This window comes from Corallococcus sp. Z5C101001 (assembly GCF_007352635.1).
Lineage (GTDB): Bacteria > Myxococcota > Myxococcia > Myxococcales > Myxococcaceae > Corallococcus > Corallococcus silvisoli.
The window spans coordinates 61653-73184 of record NZ_VKLU01000017.1; the positions used below are offsets into that span (position 1 = coordinate 61653).

Here is an 11532-nt window from a genome sequence, read left to right on the forward strand (position 1 = left end):
GCGCCTTTCGTGCGCGTCCACCAGCTCCTCCACGCTTCGTCCGCACGCCCGGCGAGCGTGCGGAACCCGACGGACCGCCCGCGCCGGCGTCAGGCCCGTGACTTGGAGAACACGAGGTTCGTGCCCGCCCCCGGCACCGTCACGGTGAAGGTGCGCTCCACCGTCGCCAGGCCGTTGCCCCCGCGCGCCGCCAGCTCCAGGAAGAACGCGCCGGTCGCCTTGAGATGGAAGGACTGGGCCCACGACTGGGACAGGGCCTTGAACGCGCCGTTGAAGACCGCGGGCGAGCGCTGCTCGTTGTTGCGCAGGTCCAGGAGTCCCGCGCGCAGGTCGCGCCACTTGGACACCGTGCCGGGGTTCTTCTGGATGACCTCCGCGAACGTCAGCATCCCGTCGCCCAGCTGCCCTTCGGTGTGGGCGAAGCGTCCGACGAGGGGGTTGTTCTTGAGGGACGCGGCGGCCGTCCTGGCCGCGTCGGCCGCGGACCAGTTCTGCTCCAGGTAGGACTTCCAGAGGGGCGCGTAGATCGACTCGCGCACGGCGGGGCGGTCGCGGCACGGCACGGCGTACCAGGGCAGCGCCCGTCCCAGCGCGCGGGCGAAGGCGGAGGGCGCGTCGGGATCCGCCGCGTGGGTGATGACGTCGCGCAGCGTCCGGTTGTCCAGCTTCAGCTCCACGCGCGTCTCGAACGCCTGTCCCGCGGCGGCGGCGCGGATGCGCTTGAGGACCTCCTCCTCCTCCGCGTCATCCAGCGCGCCCCAGATGATGGCCTCGTCCACGGCCTGCCGCAGATCGTCGTCTCCCTGCTTGCGCGCGTCGTGGCGCAGGAGCAGGTACAGGCCCAGGTCGAAGTCCGCCACGGTGGGCGACTTGCGGTGCTCCGCCATGTCCGCCTTGAAGTCCGCCGTCCAGTGCGAGTACGGCGTGAGCAGCGCGCCGGTGTAGGAGCGCACGCCCAGGAACGAGATGCGCTGGGGCGCCTCCTTCTCCAGGCTGTTGCGCTGCACCACCTGGGTGAGCTCGCGCGTGTCACTGCCGCCCAGCGCCCACGTCCCCAGCTTCAAGGAGAAGCCCCACGCGTTGGACTCCTTGTTGACCTCCTTGAGCAGGCACTGCTCCAGCGTCAGGCCGTCCGCCTGCATCCGCTGCGTCGCGCTGTCCATCCGCCCCGTCACCAGCAGCGGGTGCAGGGCTCTCGCCTGGGCGTCGGTGCACACGGCGGACAGGAGCGCGGTCTGCTCCTTCAGGCGCAGGTATTCGTAGCGGAAGCCCGCCTCGAACTTCGACTCGGCCAGGGCCTGGATGCGCGCGCGCGTGTCCGCTCGCAGCTTGTCCCAGCGCGCGCGCAGCGCGGTGAGGTTGACCTCCAGCTCCTGGAAGCCCAGCCGGTCCAGGATGATGCGCAGCACCTTCGTCTCGTTCTCCGACAGGGCATGCGCCTCCAGCTTCGTCAGCAGGGACTCGAAGGTGCCCAGCGGCACCGACAGGAGCCCTTCCAGGACGCGCTCCACCTGGGTGACGAGGGCGGCCGGGTCGGTGAGGCGGGCCTCCACGTGCAGGGCGGCCGTCACGCCCGCCTCGCGCGCCACGGCCTTCTTCACCTGCACGCGCACGCGGCCCGCTTCGGGACGGGAGAAGATGACGGCGTAGTCGTCCGTCACCTTCACCTTCGCGGACACGGTGGCGCCCGCCTTGGCCTCGAAGGAGAGCAGGGTGCTGGCGGACAGCAGCTTCGTCAGCGTCTGGAGGTTGGACGTGTAGACGTCCGTCCAGTCCAGCGTCGCGGTGACGGACAGCTCGCCGCGCGCCTGGAAGGCGATGGCGTCGCCCACGCCCAGCGCGTCCAGCGACGACGTGAGCAGGGGCAGCCGGAGCGAAGGGGCGTCCTCTTTCAGCGCGGCGCGCGCGTTCATCCGCTGGGGGTGCCGATGGTAGTCCGCCAGCAGCACGCGCACGTCGCCGTTGGCCGAGAGCGCCACGTAGGGCAGGGGGACGCCGACGTCCGCCTTCACGCGCGTCTCCACCGCGTACTTGAGCCACGCCGCGTCCCCGCCGTAGACGAGCGGCGGGGCCAGCTGCGCCGTCGGGTCGCTCGGGGCCTCGCCCACCACGCCCGCCGCGTCCACGTCCGCCGGGGCGTCATAGCCTTCGACGAAGCCTCGCGCCGACACGTCGAACGCGAACGTCAGGGCGCCCAGCTTCTCTCCGGCGGGCAGCGCGTAGCTGGCGGTCGGCAATTCCACGCGGATGTCGGAGCCCTGCAAGGGCGCGTCCGGTAGCACCTTCGACACTTCGTCCAGCAGCACCAGCTTCCACGACATGACGGCTCCCTCCCACGACGTCCATGGAAAGGCGGCATCGTACAACGCCCGTCCCCCTCGACGGGGGATGCCGCGCCAGACGAGGCCGCGGAGGGCGGCGGGTGGGGCGCCAGTCGGGCGCGGAGTCGGTGGAGCGCGGCGTCGGCGGAGCGCGGTGTCGGCGCAGCGCGGCGTCGGCGGAGCGCGGAGTCGGCGGAGCGCGGTGTCGGTGGAGCGCGGAGTCGGCGGAGCGCGGCGTCGGCGGGTGGGGCGCCAGTCGGGCGCGGCGTCGGTGGAGCGCGGCGTCGGCGGAGCGCGGAGTCGGCGCAGCGCGGCGTCGGCGGAGCGCGGCGCCAACGGTGCGGAGCGTCAGGGCTGGTCGCGGACCTGCTGGAGCGCGGCCGGGCGGTCCGCGGTCACGAGCAGCGCCTCGGGCGTCAGGCCCCGCACGCACGAGCGGATGACGACCTGGGCGTCGTCCACGGGCTCCAGCACCAGCGACGTCGTCCGGGTCATCAGCGCGCGGGGCCACTGGCCCTTCTCCGCCCGGGCCGCGTCGACCTCCGCCAGGGCGATGAGCGCCTCGGAGCGCAGCGCGCGCAGGTCCAGCGCCTCGGCGTCCTCGGGGGACAGGCGCACCGCGGGGGCCTCCGCGTGGCGGAAGCGCTCCGTGGCCTTCTGGGCGTCCAGGGACTCCAGCGCGCGGCGGCGCTCCTCGGAGGGTTGATCCACCACGGCGCGCAGCCGGTCCGCGTCCTCCACCCACTGCCGCCACTGGTGGCGGCGCGACAGGGCGCCCGGCAGCGGGGGCGCGTCGAACCACGTGGGCGGAAGCTGGCTGCGGGCGTCGTCGGACAGCAGGTCGCGGAAGGCCACGAGCTGCGAGGCGACGGCCTCCTCGTGCAGGGTCAGCGACACCGGCGGGAACCCTTCATGCAGCCGGGTGAGCTGGGAGATCGCCCGGCGCTTGCGGACCAGGGAGGCCGCGTCGAGCGCGTCCGCGCAGGCCCTCCAGGTGCGCGCGTAACCCTGGGCGGACAGCCGCTGTCCCACCAGCCCACCGCCCAGGGCCAGCTCCCGGCCCAGCGCGAGCGCGTCCACGCACGTGTCCACCGCGCCGTCCGCCTCGCCCCGGGCCACCTGGAGCCGCGTCTCCAGCGCCGCCTGCTCCATCACCTGCCGCAGGGCCTGGGTCAGCGCGTCGCGCCGGGACATGTCCGGTCCGGACAGGGGACGCAGGTCCTCCGGAAGGCCGCCCCCTTCCGCGTGGGTGGCGGCGAGCACCTGCCGCATCAGCGGGCGGCCCTGCTCCAGCGCCTCGCGGCACGTGGCGGGGAGGTCCGTCACCGGCGCGCGGCCCTCGGTCACCGCCTCGCGGAGCGCCGCCTCCTGCGCGGTGGGGGCCGGCGTGTCGTGGGTCTGGCGGAGCAGCGTGGGCAGCAGCGGCGACAGGGCGTCACCGAACGTGCCAGGCCGCGAAGGGATGACGTGGGACGGACGCGGATGCTCCGCGTGGATCAACGTGTTCACCTCGCGCAGCAGCCGTGCTTCGAGCGCGTCCGTGCGCAGGTGTTGGTACGCCACCGCCCCGAGGCTCGCGAGGACGGACAGGGACACGCCTCCCATGAGTGCGGGGAGGGGGCGCTTCAGGGGCATGGGGGAGGCACTCCAGGAGGGGGACCCGGAATGTCGCATGAATCCCCGCCCCCCACACCCTTCCGCTGGGGTGAACCGTTGCCTGCCTGTCGGCAGGGCCCGGTCTCCAGGTCATGGCGCCTGTCAGGTCCTCTACCGGGCAGGCAGGCGTGCGGCCCCGCTCAATGGGGCGCGGCGGGGGCCGGGTCGGAGGCGGTCCGGGACATGCCGGGGCCGCGCAGCAGGTGGTCCGCCAGCTCCCGGGCCTGGGCGCGGATCTCCGGCACGGCGGTGGTCTCCCAGAGGTCGCCCCGGCGCGGTGGCCCCAGCGTGAAGAGGTGGGCCGAGGGCCGGCCGAGCGCATCCAGCACCGCGCCGTCCGGCGCCGTGGCCAGCCCCATGCCCAGGGAATCCGCGCGAGCCTGCCCCGCTTCCAGCAGGCCGCGCAGCAGCGGCTGGCTGCGCGAGGACAGGCTCGACTCGGGGCCGGTGCAGTTGATGACGTGGCCCACGCGCAACACCCGGGCCTCGCGCTCGCCGCGGGGGCGCAGGCGGACCGCCACCGCGTCCGGCTCCAGCTGGAAGTCGAGCACGCGGCCCGCGTGGAGCACCAGCCGCCCATCCCGTCGCCACGCCTCCAGCGCGGCGTTGATCTCCGGCGCCATGCGGTGGCGGTGCACCTCCCAGTGCGCGCGCAGGTGGCGCAGGAAGCGCTGTCGCTCCGCGTCCGTCAGCCGCTGCCACAGGGGCGTGGTCACCGGGCGCAGCGCGTCCACCGCCGCGCGCCAGTCCGCGCCCGCGGCCACCTGCGCGTCGACCTCCAGGCGCACCGAGCGGAGCACGTCGCGGATGCGCAGCGTGCTGAAGGGGGGCGTGCCCGGCGCGGAGGGCGAGGCCGCGTGCGCCGCCGCCTCCGCGTCGCGACAGCGGTCCATCTCCCGGCGCACCGAGCGCAGCAGCTCGCGGATCCGCAGGGGCTCCGCGGCGGCGGGCACCTTCGCTCCGGCCGGGCGGTGCGCGTGTGGCAGCAGGCCGTGCCGGGACAGCGCGTGCACCGTCCCCACGTGGCCGCGCTCGCCCAGCGACAGCACCGTGTCCACCATGGTGAGGCCCGAGCCGATGAGCAGCACCGGCTCCTCGGGCTGGATGCCCTCGAGCGCCCCGGCTGCCCACGGCGAGCGGTGGTAGCGCGGGCTCGAGTACAGCCCGCCGTCCGGCACGCGCAGGTCCGCGGGCAGCGCGTTGCCCAGCGCCAGCACCGCGCCGCGCGCCTCCAGACGGGCGCCGCTCGCGAGCGACACCGTGACGCCGCTGGCCGTGTCCACCACCGCGGTCACTTCGTCGCGCAGCGTCTCCAACTGGACGCCCGGCGCGGCGCGCGCGGCCGCCTCCTTCAGCACCGCCTCCAGGTACTGGCCATAGCGGCGGCGCTCGGCGAACACGGACGGGAGCGTGTCCGGGGCGTCCACGCGCAGCCAGCGCAGGAAGTGCTCCGGGTCCTCCACCCAGGCGCTCATGCGGCCGGCCGGGACGTTGAGCAGGTGACGCGCGCTGGTGGTGGAGTACGCGACCCCCCGCCCGACCCGCTCCGCCTTCTCCACGAGGGCCACGCGCAGGGGCGAACGGGCCCCTCGCAAGAGACAGGCCGCCAGCAGCGTACCGCTGGCCCCCGCGCCGATGATGATCACGTCCTGCTGGGAGTGCACCGCTCGATTCTAGGTCCGGCCCCACCGGATGCCATCCCTCCCGGGCCGCGCCACCCGCGCCCAGTGTCCGTCGGCCCACGCCCGCGCGGGGCCCGGCCCACCGTGGGACGTCGGGGCCCGGTGGACCTCAGAGCGCCTGCCGCGCCTCGGGCACGGCCGGGACCTCCGCGGACGGCGGGACGGGCAGCCGCTCTCCGATGCGCGTGAGGCCCGCACCGTCACGGGCGCGGGCGTGCACGAGCGGGTAGTCGTCGAACGCGGTGCCCAGCCACCGGTCCAGCACCACGGTGTAGAGGCCGTAATGTCCCTGGTAGCGCGCGTGATGCAGCGCGTGGAACGTGGGCGTGAAGAAGACGCGGCCCACCCAGGACGTCACGAAGCGCTTGGGCAGCCACTCCGAATTGCCGTGCCCGAAGGCGTTGAGGGCGTAGTTGGTCAGCATGTAGGCCAGGATTCCGACCTGCGTCCCGGGCTTCAGCTGGAGGGCCAGGAAGTGGATGCCCAGCCCGCCGCTCATCAGCACCAGCCGCTCCACCACGGAGAACGACAGCGCGGTGAGCGGCTCCGTCACCTGCGCCACGTGGTGCTGCGCGTGGAAGCGGTAGAAGCGCGGCAGGTGCAGCAGCCGGTGCGTCACGTAGAACCACACCTCGAAGCCCACGAACATCCACGCGTAGGACCAGAGCGCCGTGGACAGGCGGAAGGGCCCCATCATCGGTTCGGCGAAATAGCGGAAGGTGGCGATGAGCACCGCGTCCGTCAGCACCACGCCCACCGCCGCCACCGCCTCGCTGCGCAGCTGCCCCTTCGCCAGCTCCCGCCGGTACACCCGGATGCGCTCCGCCAGCCGCGTGCGCCACACCAGCCACCCGGTCGTCACCGTCAGCAGCTTGATGCTCCCCGAGATGACCAGCACCAGCACGAACAACACCGGCAGGGACGGATGAAGCGGCAGCATCACGGACCTCGCAAGGGCCAGCACACCCCGGGCACGCGCGCCCGGTGGTCCATGGATAGTGACCGTCGGGATTTGTTGTCAAGTTTGACAATAGCCGGGGCGGGGCCGGAAGCGGCGCGTTGAATGGCCGCGCGCGGTGGGTAGGATGGCCGCGATGGCACCCAGGCGTCCCACGGGCCGGGCTCCGGTCCGGCGCACCGCTCCCCGTCGTTCCGCGAAGCCCTCTTCGCCCCGCAGGCGGCGCACCCCGGAGGAGGCGAGGGAGGCCATCCTCCAGGCGGCGGAGCCGTTGCTCGTGGAGCAGGGGCCGGACCGGGTGGGGCTCCAGGCGGTGGCGAAGGCGGCGGGGGTGAGCCACGCGCTCGTCACGCACTACTTCGGCACCTACGAGGCGCTGGTGCGCGAGGTGCTGGTGCGGCGCAACGAGCTGCTGGCGGAGTCCTTCCGCCAGCACCTGCTCGCGGCGCGGACGCCTCCGGGCGCGGGGGAGCTGCTGGAGCGCTTCTTCTCCGTGCTCCAGCAGGAGAAGCATGGCCGCTTGATGGCGTGGGCGCTGCTCACCGGCCGCGCGGAGCACATGCCGCTGGCGCGCGCGCAGGGGCTGAGGCTGCTGGCGGATGCGCTGGAGCTCCAGGCGGGCCGCGTGGCTGTCGCCCAGGGCGCGCCGCCGCCGTCGCGCGACGTGGTGGACATGACGCTGCTCGTGGCGCTGTGCGCGTCGCAGTGGTTCGTGCTCGCGCGCGAGGTGCTGCTGCCCGTGCTGGGCCGCCCCGTGGACGCGGCCTCGGATGCGCGCTTCCGCGAGGTGCTGGGCGGGATGCTCCAGGGGGCGCTGGGCGTGACGCCGCCCGGCGGAGGCTGAAGGGGCGGGCCTCAGGTCCAGTCGGCCTGCGAGCGAGGCGTCTGCACGAAGGCGCCCGCCACCGGCAGGGACACGCGGAAGATGGTGCCCCGGCCAGGGGTGCTCTCCATGGTCAGGGTCCCCCCCAGCGAGGTGACGATGCCATGGCACACCGCGAGCCCCAGGCCCGTGCCCACGCCCAGGGGCTTGGTGGTGAAGAAGGGGTCGAAGATGCGCTCGCGGTGCTCGGGCGCGATGCCGCAGCCGGTGTCGCGCACCTCCACCAGCACCTGGCCGGGGCCGCCGGGGCGGGCCACCACGCGCACCTCGTTGGCCTCCGCGTTGCCCGGGGAGATGGCCTGCGCCGCGTTGAGCAGCAGGTTGAGGAACACCTGGCCCAGCCGGGAGCCGTTGCCCTGCACCGGCGGCACGCCGTCGCACTCCACGACCAGCCGCGCGCGGTGCCGCAGCTCGTGCATGGCCATCTTCGCCGCCGTGCGCACCACCGCGGCCAGCTCCGCGGGCCCGCTGCCCACGTCCTCCGCGCGCGACAGCGTCTGCAGGTCCCTCACGATGAGCCGGATGCGCTCCGCGCCGTCGCGCGTCTCCGCCAGCGCCTCCAATATCTCCTGCCGGTCCTGCTCCGACAGGCGCTCCTTCTGCTGGAGCTCCTGGTGGATGTACTCCAGGTTGCTCAGGATGAAGGCCAGCGGGTTGTTGATTTCATGGCCCACGCCCGCCGCGATGCGCCCCAGCGCGATGAGCCGGTCCGCGAAGAGCAGCTGGGCCTGGGTCGCGTGCAGCTGCTCCAGGCTGCTGGACAGCTTCGCGTTGGCGGCCTCCAGCGCGGCGGTGCGCTCGCGCACCGTCTCCTCCAGCAGGTGGTTGTCCGCGCGCGAGGCGTCCTGGGAGGCCCGGGGGCCGGAGCCCAGGCGCTCGAAGGCCTGTCGCAGCGAGCCCCGCCGCCGCGTCATCGCCTCCAACCGCCCCACCTTCGCTCGTAACGTCATCGCGGCCCGCTCCAACCCAACTTCCATCCGCGGCCGTCACCGCACCTCGTGGCGGTGGTCCCCATGGCGGTGGTCCCTGCTGTCGGGCCGGCCTGCGGAGGGCCATCCAACACCGACGCCCCGTGCCCGGCAAGGTGCGCGCGGGTATGCGACACCGTCAGGCGACACCGCCCGGCTCGTGCTCCGCCCTTCTTTCCATTTCAGGACTCGGGCGCGCGGAAGGCTCACACCGCTCGCCCGGAGGCTCGGGCAGGGGCCCCTGGGGGAGGCCTCTCATGCCCGGTGCGTCATCGTCAGCTCCACCCCGGGTGCGATCAGGAACAGGTGCCACAGTCGGCGCGGCAGCTGTCCGCCGTGGTGCCGTTGCCACAGTGCTCGGTGAACTGACAGACGCCGTCGCCGCAGCGGTAGAGCTCCGCGGGCTGCACGCGCGTGGTGATGGCCGGGTACGTCTTCCCGTTGTACGTGCACTGCGTGTAGTAGGGCTGGCTCGCGTCGCCGCGCGTGCAGAACTGCGCGCAGCTGCCCACGTTGGTGATGGGCGCGCAGTTATCCGCCTTCAGGGTGAGGCCACACGCCCGGGTGGAGCTCTCCGCCGTGCTGAAGTCGCGATCGCGCGCCGCGAACACGCCCTCGTTGGTGAACAGGTTGCCAAAGAAGCAGGCCTCCTTCGTGTTGAACTGGGTCAGCTCCTCGGCGGAGTAGGGGACCTCCACGCCGTCCGCGGCGCGGCCCAGCACGGACAGCGCGATGTGCAGGCCGTACTTGTTCGCGTGCGCGGCCAGGCACGCGCTCACCGCCTGCTGCTCCAGCACCGTCGCGGCCTTGCCCCCGGCCCAGCCCGGCGCGAGCCCCAGGCTCCCCTGCCACGTGTACTTCACGCCCGTGGACGTGGCCTGGAACGTGCGCGTCTGCCCCGCCGGCACCGCGCACTTCACGATGTACGCCATCAGCGTCGGCGCGGAGGAAGCGTTCTGGTTGAACCAGTCGTTGAACCCGTTCGTGGACAGGCCGTTCGTGGACAGGCCGTTGGTCGACAGGCCGTTCGTGGACAGGCCATTCGTGGACAGTCCGTTGGTCGACAGTCCGTTGTCCCCCGCCTGGGCCTGATCCACCGAAGCCCACGCCGCGTCCGGGACGGCGTCCTCGGGCAGCGCGCCGCAACCCACGAGGGCGAGCAGCGCCCCCGTCATCAACACCGCCTTCAGGGGTTGGCGTGAGGCACTTCGGTTCCACCACTCACTGCATCCACTTCCAGGCCGAAAAGCAGGGGTGAGGCGCATGTAGGGGGCTCCCGCTCGAGGGAAGTCGGAGGTCCGACTTCCAGAATGTCAGGCAGTCCAGGCTTTCAGCCAGAAAGGTGCTGAAACTGTCAGACAGGGGAATCGTGACGGATTCAGGATCGGAAAGAAATACGGCTTAGTCAAAAAATTATGGTGTGGGTCCAATTCTCACGGAGCCAGAGGTAGGCCGGTGAACGGCATGGAGCCACAGCGCATGCGGGTGTCGCAGGGGGGCGGGCGGGAGGCTGGGGGGCGGCGGGGACGGCTCACTGCGGGGGAGGACTCTCGAGGAACTGGGACGCGGGACGGGTGATGGCGAAACCACCCGGCTCCCTTACGTTCCAGGTTGCCACATGCGTGACGGGGCCGCCTACCACCTCGGCCTCACCGGCCTCGCCGCGGGTCTCCGCCTCGCCATGGTGGAGACAGAGGTGGACGCGGGCCTGCGCGGAGTCCGCCAGCCGCTGCGCCTCCGAGTGAAGTTCCCTCAAGGCGTGGAGCGCGTGCGCGGCGTCGGCGGCGGAGGAGACGGGCCGCACGCCCAGCAGCGTGGTGCCGGTCTGCAGCGCCAGGAGGAAGCCCTGGGCGCGCAATCCCTGCTCCAGCGTGTCCAGCACGCCCGCGAGCGCGGCGTAGACGGTGTCGTCGTCCTGTTCGGCGGTGGGCAACAGCACCTCCGCGTTCACCGCGAGCACCATGCGCGTCTGGCCCTCCACCTGGCCGGGCTCCTCGGCGGCCTCGCGCAGGGCGGTGAGGAAGGCGTTCACGCTGGGGTAGCGGCGGGTGGAGTCCTTGTCCAGGCACCGGAGCACCACCGCGTCCATGGCGGGCGACACCGGGGCCCTCACGCTGGGGCGCGGCGGCGGGGCCTCCAGGTGCATGCGCTCCAGCTCCAGCCGGTCGTCGGATTGGAAGGGGTAGCGGCCGGTGAGCAACTGGTAGAGGAGCACGCCCAGCGCGTACACGTCCGTGGGCGGACCGATGCGGCCGCCCCGGAACTGCTCGGGCGCCATCGCGTGCGCGGTGCCCAGGCGCTGGCCCGCGGTGGTGAGCCCCTCCTGGCCGGGCTCCTGCTGAATCAGCTTGGCGATGCCGAAGTCGAGCAGCTTCAGCCGGGGCTTCTCCCCCTCCTCCACGACCAGGATGTTGCTGGACTTCAGGTCGCGGTGGACGACGCCCGCGCGGTGCGCCGCCTCCAGCGCGCCGCAGATGGGCTCCAGGTACGCCAGCGCGCGCGACGCGGACAGCCGCCCGCGCTCCTGCACCACCTGGCTCAGGGTGCGCCCCGACAGCAGCTCCATCACGTAGTAGGGGCTGCCGTCCGGCATCAGCCCGAAGTCGTAGACGTCCACGATGTTCGGGTGGTGGATTTGATTGACGACGCGCGCCTCGCGCACGAAGCGCTGGAGCATCTCCCCCTGGTCCGCCAGGTGCGCGTGCAGCACCTTCACCGCGGCGTGCCGCCCCAGGATGCGGTGCTCCGCCTCGTAGACGCTGCCGTGGCCGCCGGCGGCCAGCATCGCCTTGAGGACGTACTCGCCCGCCAGCGTGCCCGGTCCCCGTTCAGCACGGGTGGGTGTGTCGTGCCCCTTGTCCGTGGCGTTCGCGGCCGCGCGCGCCTGGATGCGGAAGGTGCTCTCGGAGTCCGCCGCCATGAATACTTCGCACCCTACCACCCGCGGGTGGGTCGCGTGTGCCCGTGCCCGGCGGGGCCTCCCTGCCTGCCTGTCTGCCCGTTCACCAGCAGTCAGCCTCCCTGTCCCATGGGGGGAGGGGACGTTCATTGGAGGCCGTTGGGG

At 72.9% G+C, this 11532-nt stretch carries 8 protein-coding genes; 1 reads left to right on the forward strand and 7 read right to left on the reverse strand.

The window, feature by feature from the left end:
• Nucleotides 1-89 precede the first annotated feature (89 nt).
• From FOF48_RS31835 to FOF48_RS31850, 4 genes are all read right to left on the reverse strand, one after another.
• A complete protein-coding gene (locus tag FOF48_RS31835; protein ID WP_143907926.1) occupies nucleotides 90-2321 on the reverse strand; it encodes a hypothetical protein in 2232 nt (743 codons plus the stop codon).
• Between the two features lie 348 nt (nucleotides 2322-2669).
• Nucleotides 2670-3956, reverse strand: coding sequence for a hypothetical protein (locus FOF48_RS31840; protein ID WP_143907928.1), 1287 nt, complete (start codon nucleotides 3954-3956; stop codon nucleotides 2670-2672).
• Nucleotides 3957-4117: 161 nt separating this feature from the next.
• The gene (locus FOF48_RS31845; RefSeq protein ID WP_143907930.1) at nucleotides 4118-5641 is read right to left on the reverse strand and encodes an FAD/NAD(P)-binding protein; all 1524 of its coding nucleotides are present in this window, start codon (nucleotides 5639-5641) and stop codon (nucleotides 4118-4120) included.
• A 127-nt stretch (nucleotides 5642-5768) separates the two neighbouring features.
• Entirely contained in the window at nucleotides 5769-6599 is an 831-nt protein-coding gene (locus FOF48_RS31850) for a sterol desaturase family protein (protein ID WP_143907932.1), read from the reverse strand.
• A gap of 154 nt (nucleotides 6600-6753) precedes the next feature.
• On the opposite strand from FOF48_RS31850, the gene FOF48_RS31855 reads away from it, so the two are divergent.
• Complete coding sequence (locus FOF48_RS31855; protein WP_143907934.1) at nucleotides 6754-7461, forward strand: TetR/AcrR family transcriptional regulator; 708 nt, start codon at nucleotides 6754-6756, stop codon at nucleotides 7459-7461.
• 11 nt (nucleotides 7462-7472) lie between these two features.
• Here the strand turns inward: FOF48_RS31855 and FOF48_RS31860 are convergent, their stop codons facing one another.
• The 3 genes from FOF48_RS31860 to FOF48_RS31870 all read right to left on the reverse strand — a co-directional run bounded on the left by FOF48_RS31860 (nucleotide 7473) and on the right by FOF48_RS31870 (nucleotide 11388).
• Nucleotides 7473-8450, reverse strand: a complete 978-nt coding sequence (locus tag FOF48_RS31860) for a sensor histidine kinase (protein WP_143907936.1) — start codon at nucleotides 8448-8450, stop codon at nucleotides 7473-7475.
• Nucleotides 8451-8764: 314 nt separating this feature from the next.
• Entirely contained in the window at nucleotides 8765-9643 is an 879-nt protein-coding gene (locus tag FOF48_RS31865) for a hypothetical protein (RefSeq protein ID WP_143907938.1), read from the reverse strand.
• Between the two features lie 356 nt (nucleotides 9644-9999).
• The gene (locus tag FOF48_RS31870; RefSeq protein WP_143907940.1) at nucleotides 10000-11388 is read right to left on the reverse strand and encodes a serine/threonine-protein kinase; all 1389 of its coding nucleotides are present in this window, start codon (nucleotides 11386-11388) and stop codon (nucleotides 10000-10002) included.
• Nucleotides 11389-11532: the final 144 nt, after the last annotated feature.

What these genes read in the sequence shown, in the direction of transcription:
- FOF48_RS31855 (WP_143907934.1), top strand. Translation starts at nt 6,754, where the DNA reads ATGGCACCCAGGCGTCCCACGGGCCGGGCTCCGGTCCGGCGCACCGCT.
- FOF48_RS31860 (WP_143907936.1), bottom strand. Translation starts at nt 8,450, where the DNA reads ATGACGTTACGAGCGAAGGTGGGGCGGTTGGAGGCGATGACGCGGCGG.
- FOF48_RS31850 (WP_143907932.1), bottom strand. Translation starts at nt 6,599, where the DNA reads ATGCTGCCGCTTCATCCGTCCCTGCCGGTGTTGTTCGTGCTGGTGCTG.
- FOF48_RS31865 (WP_143907938.1), bottom strand. Translation starts at nt 9,643, where the DNA reads ATGACGGGGGCGCTGCTCGCCCTCGTGGGTTGCGGCGCGCTGCCCGAG.
- FOF48_RS31840 (WP_143907928.1), bottom strand. Translation starts at nt 3,956, where the DNA reads ATGCCCCTGAAGCGCCCCCTCCCCGCACTCATGGGAGGCGTGTCCCTG.
- FOF48_RS31870 (WP_143907940.1), bottom strand. Translation starts at nt 11,388, where the DNA reads ATGGCGGCGGACTCCGAGAGCACCTTCCGCATCCAGGCGCGCGCGGCC.
- FOF48_RS31835 (WP_143907926.1), bottom strand. Translation starts at nt 2,321, where the DNA reads ATGTCGTGGAAGCTGGTGCTGCTGGACGAAGTGTCGAAGGTGCTACCG.